Source organism: Novosphingobium sp. Chol11 (genome assembly GCF_900218065.1).
GTDB lineage: Bacteria > Pseudomonadota > Alphaproteobacteria > Sphingomonadales > Sphingomonadaceae > Sphingobium > Sphingobium agri.
In genome coordinates this window covers 95935-111820 of the sequence record NZ_OBMU01000003.1, presented here as the reverse complement: position 1 = coordinate 111820, position 15886 = coordinate 95935, and the positions used below count along the sequence as shown (strand labels likewise).

Below are 15886 nucleotides of genomic sequence, written 5' to 3'. Positions count from 1 at the left end.
CGAGACCTAATTATCAATATTGCAGCTGGGCCTTCCAGACACCGCTATCCACCAGATGCTTGATCTCCTCACGCACCAGCCGAACGATGATCCGCGTCGAACGGGTCAGCTGCTCCTCGCGCGGCATGCCGAGCACCAACTGGCGGACGACGGGCGGATGGCCGATTGGCGCATAACGCAGGATGCCAGCATCGACTTCCCGGCTCATCGATGAGAGTGGCAATACAGTATAGCCGAGACCAAATTCCACCAGCTCCTTCAGCACCAGAAAGGAGTCCGCTTCAAATCGGACATTGAGCGGGACACCCGCCTTGCGCGCCGCCGCCTCCACGATCAGCCGAAGTCCGTGCGACTGGCTGGGCAGCACGATGGGCAGCTTGACGACTTCCTGGATCGAAATCGGCGTCGCAGGATTGAGGTCGGAGGATGAGGGCCCGACAAGGACCAACTCCTCATACAATATCTCCGCCACATTCATCTGGAAATCCGAAGCCGGGCCGTACAGCAGCGCGACATCGATCTCGCCTCTTTGCAGCCAGTCGATCAGGTGCCCGGCATAGCCCTCGACGATCCGCAGCGAGATATTGGGCGCCTGCTCCGCGACACGGCGGGCAAGCCGTCCAGCCAGAATATAGCTGACCGTCGGAGGAACCCCCAGGGCGATCTGCCCGCCTCCTTCCGCCGATCGGTTGCGTATGTCGTCGAACGCCTGCCGGACCTGGCGCACGGGTCCTGCGATATGCTGCCGCAATTCCTCGCCCGCGGGTGTGAGCTGCATGCCTCTGCGGTGCCGGTAGAACAGGGGCGTGCCCGCCTCTTCCTCAAGGATGCGCATTTGTCTGCTCAACGCGGGCTGAGCGATCCGCATCCTGTCCGCCGCCCGGCTGAGCGAGCCGAGCTCGGCGATTTTCAGGAAATGTTCAAGCCGCCGGAAGTCCACCTGCACGCGCCTTTCTATCATGCCCAACCGACATAGCTGGACGCGTATATTGTTCCTATTGGTTTAGCAAATCCCGCAATAGGCTTTGCGAAATCCACTTCGAGGGACACATGTCAGCCATTAGCGAGACGGAAACAGGGGCGCACGCCGACTCCCCCTGGGCACCTATAATCTTCGACGCCTTGCAGCAGGCGAATGTACGGCAGGTCAGCTATGTTCCGGACGCAGGCCATGCCCGGCTGATCCGCATGTGCAGCGCCGCCGAGAACATGAAGAGCATTGTCCTCACCACCGAGGAAGAGGGCATAGCGCTCTGCACCGGCGCGTGGCTGGGCGGGGAGCGGAGCGCCCTCCTCATGCAGTCGAGCGGGGTTGGCAATTGCATCAACATGCTCTCATTGCTGGCGAGCTGCCGCGTTCCGTTTCTGACGATCGTCACGATGCGCGGCGAGTTTCAGGAATTCAACCCGTGGCAAGTCTCGATGGGCCGCGCAACGCCCGCCGCGCTTGAGATCATGGGCGTCACCACCATCCGCATCGACCGGCTTGAAGACCTCGCCCCGATGATGGCGTCCGCCGCGACCATGGCGTTCGAAAGCGATCAGCCGATCGCTATCCTGTTGTCGCAAAGCATGCTGGGAGCGAAGAAATGGCTGAAGTGAACCGTCTCCACCGCCGCCAGGCCGTGGCGGACCTGCTCGCCGATCGCAAGGATATGCTGATCGTCACTGGCCTTGGTTCCCCCACCTATGATGTCTTCGCGGCGGGCGACCATCCCGGCAACTTCTACCTGTGGGGAGCCATGGGCGGCGCGGCTTTGACCGGGCTCGGCCTCGCGCTGGCGCAGCCGGAGCGTCCTGTGACGGTCGTGACCGGCGATGGAGAGCAGCTGATGGGCATTGGCGGCCTTGCAACGATCGGCGTTCAGCGGCCGAACAACCTCTCGATCGTTGTTCTCGACAATGGCCATTATGGCGAAACCGGCGGACAGATGAGCCACGCGGGCGCAGGGATCAACCTGGCCGAGATGGCGCGAGTGTGCGGTTTCACGGAATGTTTCGAAGTCACCGATGAGGCGGGCATCGCTCGGGCGCGCGAAGCGATCGGCACGATCGGTGAAGGTCCGCGCCTGATCGTCATCCGCATCGTGCACGAGGAAACGCCGCGTGCCCTGCCCGCCCGCGATGGTGTATGGCTGAAGGCACGCATGCGCGAACATCTGGGCTTCGGGCCGAATTGAAGCAGCAGGTCGAGGGGAGAGTTTGATGGCTGAGGATCTGGTCCGGTTCCGCAATCTGCTGGCGGGGAGTGCGCGTGAGGCGGACGGCGGCGAATGGCTGGAGAGCCTTGACCCCGCGACCGGCAAGCCCTGGGCTCTCATCCCGCGCTGCACTTCTGCCGATGTCGATGCAGCGGTGGAGGCGGCGCGCACCGCCTTCCGCTCACCCGAGTGGCGTGGCCTGACAGCAACCGCGCGCGGCGCCCTGCTCTACCGCTTTGCCGACATCCTCGCGGAAGAAGCGGAACGCCTCGCGCAACTCGAAACGCAGGACAATGGCAAGCTGATCGCGGAAATGCGGGCGCAGCTTGGCAATCTCCCTACCTATTATCGCTACTTTGCGGGTCTGGCCGACAAGATCGAGGGGCAGGTCCTCCCAATCGACAAGCCGTCAATGCATGCCTTCACCCGCCGCGAGCCGCTGGGGGTGATCGCCTGCATCACGCCATGGAACTCGCCGCTCATGCTGCTGGCGTGGAAGCTGGCGCCATTGCTGGCGGCGGGCAACACGGCGGTCATCAAGCCGTCGGAACATGCATCCTGCTCGACCCTCGCCTTTGTCGAACTGTTCGAACGCGCAGGCTTCCCGGCGGGCGTCGTCAATACCGTCACCGGCCTGCCACAGGAATGTGGCGAGCCGCTGGTCAAACATCCTGACATTGCCAAGGTCGCCTTTACCGGGGGCGAACCCGGCGGCATCGCCGTCTATCGCTCCGCTGCCGAAAATCTGAAGAAGGTCACGCTGGAGTTGGGCGGCAAGTCGCCCAACATCATCTTTAACGATGCCGACCTGGAGCGCGCGGTTTATGGCGCGGTGTCGGGCATCTTCGCGGCATCGGGCCAGACCTGCATCGCGGGATCGCGCCTGCTGGTACAGCGCAACGTCCATGACGAGGTGGTGGAGCGTCTGGTCGCCCTGGCGGGCACCGCTCGCATCGGCGATCCGAAGCTGGCCGACACGCAGGTCGGGCCGGTGACGACGCTGGCGCAGCGCGGCAAGATAATCGATCATATCGCGGGCGCTCGTCAATCGGGCGCAGAATGCGTGCTGGGCGGCGGCCTGCCTACGATTGCCGGATTGGAGGACGGCTGGTTCGTGCAGCCCACCATCTTCACCGGCGTCAACAACCAGATGCCGATCGCGCGCGAGGAAGTGTTCGGGCCGGTGCTTGCCATCATCCCGTTCGATGATGAGGAAGAGGCGCTGTCGATCGCCAATGACAGCCCCTATGGCCTCGCTGCGGGCGTATGGACGCAGAATATCGGCCGCGCCATTCGCATGTCGGAACGCGTCGAAGCGGGCACGGTCTGGGTCAACACCTATCGCGCCGTCAGTTTCATGGCCCCGTTCGGCGGCATGAAGCGCAGCGGCATCGGACGCGAAAACGGGCAAGAGGCGATGGACGAGTATCTCCAGACCAAAAGCGTATGGATCGACCTCGGATCTCCGGTATCAAATCCATTCGTGATCCGGTGAGATCATGAAAATCACGGAAGCCTTGTCGGATTTCTGTGCCAACGTCTCGATAGCGTCCCTGCCCTCAGAAGTGGTCGAGCGCACGCCCCTTCTCCTGCTCGACCTTATCGGCAGCATCGTGCGAGCGCGCAGCGAGGCGGCGGTCTCTCCGCCCCTGCTCGCCACCGTAGCCGCGATGGGCATGGGCAATGGTGCAGCCCGCGTGTTCGGCGACCCGGCAGGCTATGCCCCGGCGGGTGCGGCGCTGCTCAATGGGGCGCTGGCGCATGCGCTCGACTTTGACGACACCCATGCCGCCGGGACATTGCATCCCGGCGCGCCGGTCATCCCGGCCGCACTTGCCGCAGCGGAGATTGTGGGAGCATCCGGCGCGGACATTCTAGCCGCCATCGTCGCTGGCTATGAGACTTGCTGCCGGATCGCTGTGGCACTGCCAGCGGGCGATCATTATGCGCGGGGCTTTCATCCCAGCGCGACCTGCGGCGTGTTCGGCGCTGCTGCTGCGGCGGCGCGGATATTCGGCCTTGATGCCGCAGGGATCAGCTCCGCGCTGGGCATTGCGTTGAGCCAGAGCGCGGGAAGCCTCCAGTTCCTGGCCGATGGCGCGCAGACGAAGCCGTTTCAAGTCGGCTGGGCAGCGATGGCTGGCCTTACCGCTGCGACATTGGCGCGCAATGGCTACAAGGGTCCGGCTGAAGCGATCGAGGGACGCCATGGCTTCCTTCAGGGCTACGCGCCAGCGCCACGGCCAGAGCGGGTCGTGCAGGATCTCGGCTCCGTTTACGAACTGATGCATACCGGCATCAAACCCTATCCATCCTGCCGATACGGCCATGCCGGTATAGACGCGGTGCTGGCGCTGCGGGCTGAGCATGGACTGTCGCCGGAGCAGGTGGACAGCATCACCTATGGCCTGTCCAACGCTGGCCTGCTGCTGGTCGGCGCGCCGATCGAGCATAAACGCAATCCACGCAACATCGTGGACGCGCAGTTCAGCGCGCCGTTCGTCCTCTCCTGCGCGCTGGTCACAGGCGCGATGGAATGGGACAGCTATCAGCGGTTGAACGACCCTGTCATCCGCACAATGCTGCCCAAGGTCGATTGCATCCACGATCCGGAGATCGAGGCGGAGTTCCCGACCAACATGTCGGGAAAAATCACCATCGCGGCGCGCGGTCGGACATTCAGCCGCAAAGTGGTCGTGCCGCTGGGCGAACCCTCCAACTTCCTCGGAACAGATAAGCTGTTGGCCAAGTTTATGGCGCTTGCCGCTCCAGTGCTGGGAGCGGCCAAGGCGGACGCGCTTGCCACGGCTGCACTTGACCTTGCCTCACTGCCGGAGGTCAAAAAGCTGACGTGCCTGGCGTCATAGCCTCTCAGCTCTACAGCCTAAGGCGACTTAGCGATCTGGCGAATCTACCAATGAACAGGACTGGACTAGCGAGTTTCCACACGCGCCCGCATCGCCAGGCCGCCCGCGTGATCAATCGCCATCAAGTCGCCACCCATTCCCTCCGGTGACAGGCCCAAAGTAAACGGCTCTCCCGCAAAAATCGGCCGCTGCGCGCGGAAGGAGAAGCTTGAGACCTGCGCGGCTGGAGCATGGCGCAGGAAATGATCCATCAGCAATGTCGCGATGAAGGGGCCATGGACGACCAGCCCGGGATAGCCTTCGACATCCTGCGTGTAGGGCAAATCATAATGGATGCGGTGCGCGTTGAAGGTGAGAGCAGAGAAGCGGAAAAGCTGCACCGGATCGATCGTCACCACGCGCGCAACAGGCGGCGCAGGCGTCACTTCTTCGGGCGGCGGAGGAGCCCCGTTCCGCCCAGCTTCGCGATAGACGATGTCCTGCTCTTCCTCAACACAGACCTGGCCGTCCACCTTCAACAGGTGACGCAAGGTGACGAAGCGCATCCGCCCGGATCGCCCCTCTTTGTCGTTGATCGCGATCGCACTCGTTTCCCGCTCTACCTCGCTGCCAAGCAGGATCGGGGCGAGGAAACGCACGCGGCTGCCTGCCCACATGCGGCGCGGCAGGCCATCATCCTCCCGCATCGGGTGACCGTCGGGTCCAATGCATGATTGCCGCGCGTCCGGCGGAAACAACAACCAGTGCGCAAGCGGCGGCAACTCTCCCGCCGGCCACGGCGGCGTGTCATGATCAAGCAGCGCCGCAAGCAAATGCGCTTGCCGGGCGGCAGCGATATCGGTGCGATGTTCGATCGCTCGGCTCACAGAAACTCCGCCCGGATCGCCTCATCATCGCCCCCCAAAGCCGGAACCGGCAGCGCAACCGCCTCCTCCCCATCCCATCTCACGGGCGAGGCTGGCAAGGCGACAGGGCCGGTTGGAGTTTCCGCCGTGACGCGGCGAAGCTGGCTGTGCCGCGACAAACCATCGACACCGTTCAATCGTGCCCAAGCCGTGCCAGCCGCTTCCAGCCGGGCGATCAGTGCGTCAGGCATTTCGGCTGCAAAAACACGGCCGACCATCGCGTCCAGTTCGGGACGATTGGCACTACGCAGCGTGTTCGACGCATAGCGCGGGTCCGTCGCTAGGCCTGCATCGCCCAGCACCGTGGCGCAGAACTTCGCCCATTCCCGCTCATTCTGGATCGACACCACGATCTGCGATCCGTCCGCAGTCGCAAAGGCGCCATAGGGCGCGATCGAAGGATGCTTCAGCCCAGCGCGCGACGGCGCCTTGCCGCCATAATCATAATGTAGCAGCGGCACCGTCATCCAATCGGCCAACCCATCGAACAGCGACACCGCGATGCCGCGCCCCTTGCCGGTCTGTCCCCGCTCGATCAGCGCCTGAAGGATCGCAGCATGCGCATTCATCCCGCAGGCGATGTCGGCCACCGAAACCCCGACCCGCGCAGGATCATCCACCGTGCCGGTGATGCTGGCAAGCCCGGCTTCGCACTGGATCAGGAAGTCATAGGCCTTCATCCCCGCCGCATCGCCGCTCTCGCCATAGCCGGTGATGTCGCAGGTGATGAGGCGGGGATAGCGGGCGCGCAGATCAGCCGATCCGAAACCCGATCGCGCCGCCGCGCCCGGGGCGAGATTCTGGACGAACACGTCTGCCTTGGACAGCATCCGTTCCATCAGCGCCGCGTCGGCGGTATCCTTCAGATCAATGCGCAGCGACTGCTTGCCGCGGTTCAGCCAGACGAAATAGGCGCTCTCGCCATGGACGACGGAGTCATAACCACGCGCAAAGTCTCCCTCCGCCCGCTCAAGCTTGATGACCCGCGCCCCCGCTTCTGCAAGGCGGCTGGTGCAGAGCGGCGCAGCCACCGCCTGTTCCAGCGAGACGACCAGCAAGCCTTCCAGCACTTTTCCCATCAGAAGCTCTTCGGCAGGCCCAGCACATGCGTCGCCACATGGCTGAGGATCAGGTTGGTCGAAATCGGCGCGACCTGGTAAAGGCGCGTTTCGCGGAACTTGCGCTCGATGTCATATTCTTCCGCAAAGCCGAAGCCGCCATGGGTCTGGACACACATGTCGGCAGCATACCAGGACGCCTCGGACGCCAGCATCTTGGCCATGTTCGCTTCGGTGCCCGGCTGCACCCCCGCGTCGAACAGCGCCGCGGCCCGATCCACCATGGCAGCGGCGGCGGTCGTCTGCACATAGGCGCGCGCGATGGGGAATTGTACACCCTGGTTCTGCCCGATCGGACGGCCGAAGACGGACCTGTCCTTCGCATAGGCGCTCGCGCGATCAATGAAGAAGCGCGCGTCGCCAATACATTCCGACGCGATCAGAATGCGTTCGGCGTTCATGCCGGACAGGATGTAGCGGAAGCCCTTGCCTTCCTCCCCGATCAGGTTCGCCGCTGGCACGCGCAAATCGTCGAAGAACAGTTCCGTCGTCGCATGGTTCAGCATCGTACGAATCGGCCGAATGGTAAGGCCGTTGCCCACCGCTTCACGCATATCGACCAGCAAGACACTGATGCCGTCGGTAGGCTTGGCGCATTCCTCACGCGGCGTGGTGCGCACCAGCAGGACCATCAGGTCGGAATGTTCAGCGCGGCTGATCCAGATCTTCTGGCCATTGACGACATAGTCGTCGCCATCCCGCTTGGCGAAGGTCCTTATACGGGTCGTGTCAGTGCCGCTTGTCGGTTCGGTGACCCCGAACGCCTGGAGGCGAAGCTCACCCGACGCGATCTTCGGCAAATAGCGTGCCTTCTGCTCCTCCGACCCATGCCGCAGGACAGTGCCCATGGTGTACATCTGCGCATGGGCCGCACCGCCATTGCATCCCGAACGGTGCACTTCCTCCAGCACCGCCGTTGCAGCAGCCAGCCCAAGACCCGAGCCGCCAAACTCCTCCGGGATCAGCACTGAAAGCCAACCCTCGCTGGCCAGCGCCGTCACGAACTCGGTGGGATAGCGCCGCTCAGCATCCAACTCCTGCCAATAGGCCCCGGGAAACCGCGCACAAAGCCGGCGGATGCCTTCGCGGATGTCTGAAAACGTCTCTTCTTGTTCGGGCGCGCCCATTTCCATCCCAATCATATCTAAGCTTGCCTGCCGGTATCGATGGATAGGCCATACTGAAAAGTACAGAAATCAAACTGAGCTATGCGAAGCTGGCATATAATCGAAATATCCTAGACGGTGGGAGGAGTGCACGCACTAATGCAGCGGGCCGGTTCATCCCCGACGCAGCGGAAGCGATGTGGCCGCCTGCTGTCGAAGTTGTAAGCGTCGCCAGGTCCAAGGATGCATCGTTCGTCATCGACGGTGATTTCAATGAAGCCTGATATCACCACCCCGCCCTCCTCGCCTTCATGAGTAAGGCTGATCTTCCCCGTGTCCGCGCCCGGCTGCCACGTCTCCGACAGGATCTGCAGTTGCCGCCCAGCCAGGTTGGATCCCACCTGGCGCAAGGACACGGACCCCTTGCCAATTTCCGTGAGTTCGGAAGCCTTGTAGAAAGACTGAGGGCGGTCCGGTTCGTCCATCGCGAAAAAATCGGACAAACTGACGGACATGGCATCGAGCACGCGCTTCAAGGCTCCGATCGACGGATTGGTGCCGTTCGATTCCATCAGCGAGATGGTAGAATTGGTGATCCCAGCACGTTTGGCCAGCGTGCGTTGAGATATTCCCGCCTTTTCACGCGCACGGCGCAGGCGCGATCCGATCTCCACTTCCGACACTGAAACGACTCTCCCTGTTGAATATGTTCGATATATCGAACATTCATCAAAGCATCCTATTGAAAATCAAGGATCTTCTTAAAAGCTGAAAACGCCTTGCGGCATGCCTGGATAAACGATCAACATGTCAACAAATTGACGGATGATCAAATGAAGACTTTGACCAACAGCGTAGCACTCGATGCCTATTGGATGCCCTTCACGCCTAATCGGAAGTTCAAGGCGGCGCCGCGAATGCTGGTCGAAGCATCCGGCATGTATTACCGCAGCGATGACGGACGCGACATACTCGATGGGTCAGCGGGCCTGTGGTGCGTCAACGCCGGCCATGGTCGGAAGGAGATTGCTTCAGCGGTCGCCGCCCAGTTGGAGGGCTTGGACTACGCACCAAGCTTTCAACTAGGCCATCCCCTTGCCTTCCGCTTTGCAGAACGCCTGGCCGAAATAGCGCCCCCGGGTCTCGACCGGATATTCTTCACCGGATCCGGCTCAGAATCCGTGGACACGGCGCTCAAGATCGCTCTCGCCTATCAGCGCGCGATTGGTCAAGGCACACGCACTCGGCTGGTTGGGCGTGAGCGTGGCTATCATGGGGTCGGTTTTGGCGGCATTTCGGTAGGGGGGCTGGTCAATAATCGACGCGCCTTCTCCACCCTGCATGGCGTTGATCACATGCGGCACACACATGATCCGAGCCGCAACCTTTTCTGCAAGGGCCCTCCCGAACATGGCGCCGAACTGGCCGACGATCTGGAGCGGCTCGTCCAACTCCATGGCGCGGAAACGATCGCTGCGGTTATCGTCGAACCGGTTGCTGGCTCGACAGGGGTGTTGCTGCCTCCGCAGGGGTATCTGAAGCGGCTACGCGAGATCGCGACGCGGCACGGCATCCTCCTGATCTTCGATGAGGTCATCACCGGTTTCGGCCGCCTGGGCAGCCCCTTTGCAGCCCAGCATTTCGATGTCGCGCCGGACATCATGACGACGGCGAAGGGGCTGACTAACGGCGCCATGCCGATGGGTGCGGTGTTCACATCCCGCCACGTCCACGACGCCCTCATGCAGGGGCCCGAGGCCGCGATCGAGCTATTCCACGGCTACACCTATTCCGGCCACCCCGCCGCATGTGCAGCTGGTCTTGCCAGCCTCGACATTTATCAGCGCGAAGGCCTCTTCATGCGCGCTGCGGAACTTGAGGAGCATTGGCAGCGCAATTTGCTCTCATTGCAGAATGCGCCGCACATTGCCGATATCCGGGCCATGGGCCTGATCGCCGCGATCGAACTTTCGCCCCGACCCGATGACCCCGGATCACGCGGCTTTGATGTATTTGTGGACTGCTTTGAAAAGGGGCTTCTAGTCCGCGCCAATGGTGACACCATCGCACTCTCCCCACCACTCATCATCGATCGAGACCAGATCGATCGCATCACGCAAACACTCTTCGACATACTTAGAAAAACGAGGTGACGCAGTTTCGGTTTGAATCTGTTTCGGGCGACATCTCCCAAGAAGCCGGGATGACAACCATACGAGCTCAATGAAGGAGCTTCACAATGAGCGTGCAGCATCTGCCAAATACGGCAACGATCGAAGAAGCCACTGCAGTAATGCAGGAACATGGTCATGTCATTATCGATTGCCTGGTTCCTGAGTCGGTGATGGATCAGGTCCGATCGGACATGCAGCCATTCAATCCGCAGGCTCAGCTGACCGACGCAGAGTGGGGCGGGGACTATGCGCAACGGGTGGGCAAGCTGATCGCCCGATCGCCGGCCGGACGCGATCTGGCGATGAACCCACTGGTCTTAGGCGTGGTCAAGAACATTCTCAGCTGCGCATCGACGTTCCAGATTTGCACGACCGAGATGATCTCGCTCAACCCGGGTGCTCCGGCGCAAGTCATCCATACAGATGAACTTCTCTACGATGACTTCATATTCCCGGACGACTGTATCGCTTGTTGCAATACTCTATGGGCTGTCACCGACTACACTGAAGAGAATGGTGCCACACGCATCGTCCCCGGAAGCCATGCTCGTCCGCCTGCCCATTACAAAATGGAAGACACGCTGCCGACAGAAATGAAGCGGGGATCAGTGCTGATCTTCTCAGGCAAGCTTTGGCATGCCGGCGGCAACAACCGGTCAAATGATGTGCGTATCGCGCAGGCGATAAACTATTCCCTGGGATGGCTACGACAAGGTGAAAATCAATATATCGCCTGCCCCCCGGAAATCGCGCGGACCTTGCCTGACGATCTGCTCAAACTCATGGGATATCAGGTCGGTCCCAAATATGGATACGGCCATGCCGGAGCACAGGCCGATCCATTGAAAGCACTTAGGGAAAGCTGATGGATATCTTTCTCTCACAGCGAGAACACAAAAAACAATTGGCTGTTCCGGCAGCAAAAGGAGAAATCATGAACACGCATTCTTTCCTGCGACCGATCGCTGAGCCTCAGCTTATAGAGAACGCGTTCAGCGAAGATCAGCGGCAGCGGCTTTTCTCTGTCTTGCGCAATAAGGGCCCCTGGACGACGATCCTGTCCCAGGAATTCAGTTCGCCTGAAGAGGTAATCGGCGCAACATCCGGCTCACTTCCTGAAGGATTCGTACCGACGTGGGACATGTTTCTCAGCCCGGTCTTTCGGTCAACGCTCGGCCGCGGCTATGCAAGCCTTTACCCAGAGGTCGAGGATTGCTTCTACAACAGCAAGTTTCTTGATCTGGCCCAAGGTTATTGGGGCGCCAAATATGCAGCGCCAAACCTCATGCTCTGCAATATTCAGGGGCCCGCCGGTGCGGGCGGGGCGCCTCATGTCGATGGCGCCGACTATCGGGGCGTGACCATTCAGAACACACCCGGCTGGCTTATCGGGCTTATGACCAAATGCGGGCTGTTTCGCCCTTGGCAGGTCAAGAAAGCGCAGGTTCTGACCTGGTACTATAAGGGGCAGATCGGCGGCGGATTCACCTATTGGCCTGACGGCCCCGAGGGGCAGCCCAAACAGCTTTATGCGCCGATGTGGGGCCGCGCTGCCGTCGTGGAAAATGAGGTCATGTATCACGGCGCCAATGCATGTGGCCCGGCTGAAATGCGCAAGCCCGAAGGCTTGGCGATCAACTCGGTGATCGCAGCCGACCCCGATTCAGACGGCTGGCAAATCAAGACGGATGGCAACGTCATTCAGCAGTTGCCCGCCGACGAAATCCGCCTGCTATTCCATTGGGGCGCCGACATGTACATGGACTTGGATGAAATGACGGTCGCGCTGGATCATAGTGACGACCTATCCCATGAGCAGGTTTTCGATATCTTCCTGTCGGAACTGCGCGCGCGGGGCATAGCTTTCAAAACGCCGAGTGATCCGCTCCACGACCCCGAGTTCATCCAGTTGCTCACCAGCGTGTTCGAGCCAGGCTCGCCTACGATCATGCCCGCAATATACGATCTGGCGGCAGAATGAAGAAGCTCGTCGCCAATTATTGATGAATAACGACAGCCAATAGATTTTGGCACGACATTAAACAAATAAAGGGAGGCTGTTAAATGGTTGGATATACTAGAATCCGCATCGCCTTATTATGTTCAGTTACTCTTTTGCCTGTCGCCATTCCCCAGAATGTGCAGGCCCAGGGTCAAGATCAAGCCGTTGCGGAGCCCGATCCTAACAGTTTTCCTTCGAACGATATCGTCGTGACCGCCCAACGCCGTGATGAGCGCGCGCAAGACGTGCCTATTGCGATCACGGCCTTTTCTCCTGAGCGTCTACAGCAGCAAGGCGTTACGGAGGCGCAAAACCTGCAAGCGACCGTTCCCTCCCTGGTCGTGGGCAATAACGGAAATCCTTCGCGTGAAGCGCAGAGCTTCACGATCCGCGGCCAGGGCGCGACCTTCCAGGCGTCTCCTGGTGTAGTGGTGTACCTCAACGAAGTCCCGCTGCCCGCGTCGATTTCAACCCCGCAGCAGGGCGGCGCCGGGAACTTCGTTGATCTGGAGAATGTGCAGGTTCTGAATGGGCCGCAGGGCACGCTCTTCGGCCGCAACACCACTGGCGGCGCCGTTCTCCTCGTCCCGCACAAACCGACGAACAGATTTGAAGGCTATGCGCAGGCCAAGTTCGGCAACTACGACAATAAGCAGTTGGAAGGCGCGATCAACGTGCCGATCGTCGATGACAAGGTTCTCCTGCGCGTTGCAGGTGCCTATCATGACCGTGACGGCTACACCTATGATGTGGTCTGGGACAAGGATCGCGACAACACCCACTGGTATTCTGGACGCATCGGCCTGACGCTCAAGCCCTTCGAGGGGTTTGAAAACTACACCATGGCGTATGGAGCCAATTCCAGGAACAATGGCACCGGCACGGTCAACACTGGGTTTAACATCGCTGCGTTGTCAGACCCCACGCTCGGCTTTTGTCAGGAAGGCCCGACCATCCCCGGCGTGATCGCGTCATGCGATGTGTACCGGGCGGCTGTCGCCGATTCAGAAGCCCGCGGCCCGCGGCAGACGGCTCATGGCACCGACTCCTATCAAAAAACAAAGACCTGGGGCATTACCAACACCTCCTCGCTCGCATTGAACGACGAACTGACCCTCCGCAATATCGTAAGCTACCAGCGCTTCACCTCATCCTATAGCATCGATAGCGACGGCAGCGTCTTCCAACAGGAAGATAATGACCCACGGCGCTATCCTGCGCCGGGACAGGCAGTTTTGCCGGGCGATGGAACGCCGCTTACCTACCTGAATGCGACATTGACCGATCTCCCAAGGGACGACTTGAAAGTTTTCACCGAGGAACTGCAACTGCAGGGCAATCTGCTCGACAATCTTCTGACATTCACCACCGGCGCATTTCTCTATGACCAGCGTCCGGTGGCAAATCAGGGCGCCGGATCTGTCGGCTTTTGCCCTGCCGCCTTCACCGGTTTCTGCCCGGGATATGACATCAGATATTCAATCACCAACAGGTCGAAGGCGCTCTATGCGCAAGCCACTCTGGACCTTGGCCTGCTTACCCCCGCGCTCGCAAATTTGAAGCTCACGGGCGGGTATCGCCATACCTGGGACAAGGTGAGCGGCACGGCGAATTTGTATCAGGCGGGCCCGGGCTTTGTCGCCTGCTATACCGATCCCACGATCCCAGCCACCACGCCTTCCGACTGTCAGTTTTCGGCTAATCTGAAGACCAATGCGCCAACGTGGAATATCGGCCTAGACTATAGGGTATCTCCTGCCCTGCTGCTGTATGGAAAGGTCAGTCGCGGCTACAAGGCCGGTGGCATCAACGCCAACGCCGTCTTTGCGAACACCCGTACATTCCCGCCCGAATATGTCACTTCTTATGAAGGCGGCTTCAAGTCGGACGTCCGTATTGCCGGCATGCCGCTCCGTTTGAACGCCACCTATTATTACCTGACGTACAAGGATATCCAGCGGGCGGCCGGTGATTTCAATCCTGGCACGCAGGCTGCGGGCGCTCAGGTTCTGAAGGCTGATGCCCGCATCCAGGGCGTAGAGGCGGAAGCTTCGCTACGGCCATTCCCCGGCGTGGAGATCGGCGGCACATTCAGCTACACCGACGCCAAATATAAGCGGTACGAATATCAACCGAGCGTGCTGGTACAGGACTGCTCGGGCAACTTCGTCACCGCGCCTGGCACCGCAAACTTGACCTGTCTGCCGTTCCAATATGTCTCTCCCTACATCTACAGCATTCATGCCTCGGCTGAACAATCGCTTGGCGGCGATCTCGGCACGATCTCGTTCTTCGCGATCTACTCACATACATCTTCGCAGCACACGTCGGGCACCATAGTCCCGCCGAACGAGCCTGGCGAAAAGCTGGAGGCGTTTGGCACGCTCAACCTGTCGATCGATTGGAAGAAAATCGGCGGAAGCAATTTGGATCTCGGCCTTTACGGCACCAACATCACCAACAAACTGTACCGGGTGTCCAACAGCAATGTGTTCAATTCGGTTCTCTATTCTGCCACCCTATATGGCGAGCCGCGCATGTACGGCGTTCGTGCACGCTACTCCTTTTAGGGCGAGCACAGAGGCATCAAGAAATTGAATATCAAAAGCCGGTAATTTGATCGCAAAGAGGTAAATCGATGAGCAATACTTCCCTTTATTACGTCAAGTTGATGGTCGACGATGCGGAGGCTTTGGCGCCATTCTATCGTGAGGTCTTCGGAATGAAGGAAATCCGGCGTATTCACGAACCCGAACATGTACGCCCTCACCTGGAGATATATCTGTCGGCAGGAGAGACCGAACAATTGTGCCTGATGCAATATTTCAACAAGCCCACGCCCCAGCCTGGCGAAGTCAGGGTCGCCTTCACGGTTGGAAATGTGGACGAAGTCGTGGCGGCTTCGCAAGCCAGAGGCGGCGGCATAATCCTACCGGCCGAAACGCTGGAGGCATATAATTTCCGCTGGGCGACGATTACCGATCCTGAAGGTCACGCCATCGAGGTCATGCAATTCGGCCTTTGACAAAAGTAGACGATATTTCAGTGATTTGATCACGATAGGAAAAACAGATGAGCAAGATTTCCCTATATTATTTCAAACTGATGGTTGGCGATGCAGAGACATTGGTGCGTTTCTACAGCGACGCTTTCGGAATGAAGGAAGTGGGACGCTTCGACGGCCTCGAAACCGAAGAGCCCCACATAGAGATTTTCCTGAAAGCAGAAGGGGGAGAAAGCAACCAGCAACTCGCCTTGATGCATTATGTGAACAGGCCTACGCCAACGCCGGGAGAGGCAGCGATTGCCTTCATGGTCGACGATGTGGACGCCGTCGTGGCTGCAGCGCTGGCCGCGGGCGGCAGCATCGCCAGAGCGGCTGAGACGCTCGAGGAGCATAAGTTCCGCTATGCGATCGTGGCCGACCCCGAGGGTCATAAAGTCGAAGTCATGCAATTGTCGCCTGACCACGGCAAATGAAGGAACGGGCGACGAGTCCCGCCGTCCTCTCAA

15 protein-coding genes are annotated in these 15886 nt (G+C 60.1%); 10 read left to right on the top strand and 5 right to left on the bottom strand.

Annotation, left to right across the window (positions count from 1 at the left end; all coding sequences use genetic code 11):
• Window positions 1-13: 13 nt before the first annotated feature.
• Entirely contained in the window at window positions 14-961 is a 948-nt protein-coding gene (locus NCHOL11_RS15260) for a LysR substrate-binding domain-containing protein (RefSeq protein WP_097093442.1), read from the bottom strand.
• A gap of 89 nt (window positions 962-1050) precedes the next feature.
• Here NCHOL11_RS15260 and NCHOL11_RS15255 point away from each other — a divergent pair, with 89 nt between their 5' ends.
• Genes NCHOL11_RS15255 through NCHOL11_RS15240 form a run of 4 tightly spaced genes read left to right on the top strand, consistent with a single transcriptional unit; the run spans window position 1051 to window position 5068 of the window.
• Window positions 1051-1602, top strand: a complete 552-nt coding sequence (locus NCHOL11_RS15255; protein WP_097093441.1) for a thiamine pyrophosphate-binding protein — start codon at window positions 1051-1053, stop codon at window positions 1600-1602.
• Entirely contained in the window at window positions 1590-2180 is a 591-nt protein-coding gene (locus NCHOL11_RS15250) for a thiamine pyrophosphate-dependent enzyme (protein WP_097093440.1), read from the top strand. Before NCHOL11_RS15255 ends, NCHOL11_RS15250 begins: the two co-directional genes overlap by 13 nt.
• A gap of 25 nt (window positions 2181-2205) precedes the next feature.
• On the top strand, window positions 2206-3696 hold the full coding sequence (locus NCHOL11_RS15245; RefSeq protein WP_097093439.1) for an aldehyde dehydrogenase: 1491 nt from the start codon (window positions 2206-2208) through the stop codon (window positions 3694-3696).
• A gap of 4 nt (window positions 3697-3700) precedes the next feature.
• Window positions 3701-5068 (top strand): MmgE/PrpD family protein, encoded by a 1368-nt coding sequence (locus NCHOL11_RS15240; RefSeq protein ID WP_097093438.1) that lies wholly within the window; start codon window positions 3701-3703, stop codon window positions 5066-5068.
• A 65-nt stretch (window positions 5069-5133) separates the two neighbouring features.
• Here NCHOL11_RS15240 and NCHOL11_RS15235 read toward each other — a convergent pair whose 3' ends face one another.
• The 4 genes from NCHOL11_RS15235 to NCHOL11_RS15220 all read right to left on the bottom strand — a co-directional run bounded on the left by NCHOL11_RS15235 (window position 5134) and on the right by NCHOL11_RS15220 (window position 8880).
• Entirely contained in the window at window positions 5134-5934 is an 801-nt protein-coding gene (locus tag NCHOL11_RS15235; protein ID WP_097093437.1) for an FAS1-like dehydratase domain-containing protein, read from the bottom strand.
• Window positions 5931-7052 carry a CaiB/BaiF CoA transferase family protein gene (locus NCHOL11_RS15230; RefSeq protein ID WP_097093436.1) on the bottom strand — a complete coding sequence of 374 codons (1122 nt, stop codon included), beginning with the start codon at window positions 7050-7052 and terminating at the stop codon, window positions 5931-5933. Before NCHOL11_RS15230 ends, NCHOL11_RS15235 begins: the two co-directional genes overlap by 4 nt.
• Window positions 7052-8224: an acyl-CoA dehydrogenase family protein gene (locus NCHOL11_RS15225; RefSeq protein ID WP_201516578.1), complete on the bottom strand. Its 1173-nt coding sequence runs from the start codon at window positions 8222-8224 to the stop codon at window positions 7052-7054. Before NCHOL11_RS15225 ends, NCHOL11_RS15230 begins: the two co-directional genes overlap by 1 nt.
• A gap of 104 nt (window positions 8225-8328) precedes the next feature.
• Window positions 8329-8880, bottom strand: a complete 552-nt coding sequence (locus NCHOL11_RS15220; RefSeq protein WP_097093435.1) for a cupin domain-containing protein — start codon at window positions 8878-8880, stop codon at window positions 8329-8331.
• 150 nt (window positions 8881-9030) lie between these two features.
• Between NCHOL11_RS15220 and NCHOL11_RS15215 the strand changes: the two genes are divergently transcribed.
• The 6 genes from NCHOL11_RS15215 (at window position 9031) to NCHOL11_RS15190 (ending at window position 15853) form a co-directional block, all read left to right on the top strand.
• A complete protein-coding gene (locus tag NCHOL11_RS15215; protein ID WP_097093652.1) occupies window positions 9031-10350 on the top strand; it encodes an aspartate aminotransferase family protein in 1320 nt (439 codons plus the stop codon).
• Between the two features lie 86 nt (window positions 10351-10436).
• Complete coding sequence (locus NCHOL11_RS15210; RefSeq protein WP_097093434.1) at window positions 10437-11237, top strand: phytanoyl-CoA dioxygenase family protein; 801 nt, start codon at window positions 10437-10439, stop codon at window positions 11235-11237.
• Window positions 11237-12352: a hypothetical protein gene (locus NCHOL11_RS15205; RefSeq protein WP_255254868.1), complete on the top strand. Its 1116-nt coding sequence runs from the start codon at window positions 11237-11239 to the stop codon at window positions 12350-12352. Before NCHOL11_RS15210 ends, NCHOL11_RS15205 begins: the two co-directional genes overlap by 1 nt.
• A 230-nt stretch (window positions 12353-12582) precedes the next feature.
• A complete protein-coding gene (locus NCHOL11_RS15200) occupies window positions 12583-14943 on the top strand; it encodes a TonB-dependent receptor (RefSeq protein ID WP_176502307.1) in 2361 nt (786 codons plus the stop codon).
• 68 nt (window positions 14944-15011) lie between these two features.
• A complete protein-coding gene (locus tag NCHOL11_RS15195; protein WP_097093431.1) occupies window positions 15012-15398 on the top strand; it encodes a VOC family protein in 387 nt (128 codons plus the stop codon).
• Between the two features lie 47 nt (window positions 15399-15445).
• A complete protein-coding gene (locus tag NCHOL11_RS15190; protein WP_097093430.1) occupies window positions 15446-15853 on the top strand; it encodes a VOC family protein in 408 nt (135 codons plus the stop codon).
• Window positions 15854-15886: the final 33 nt, after the last annotated feature.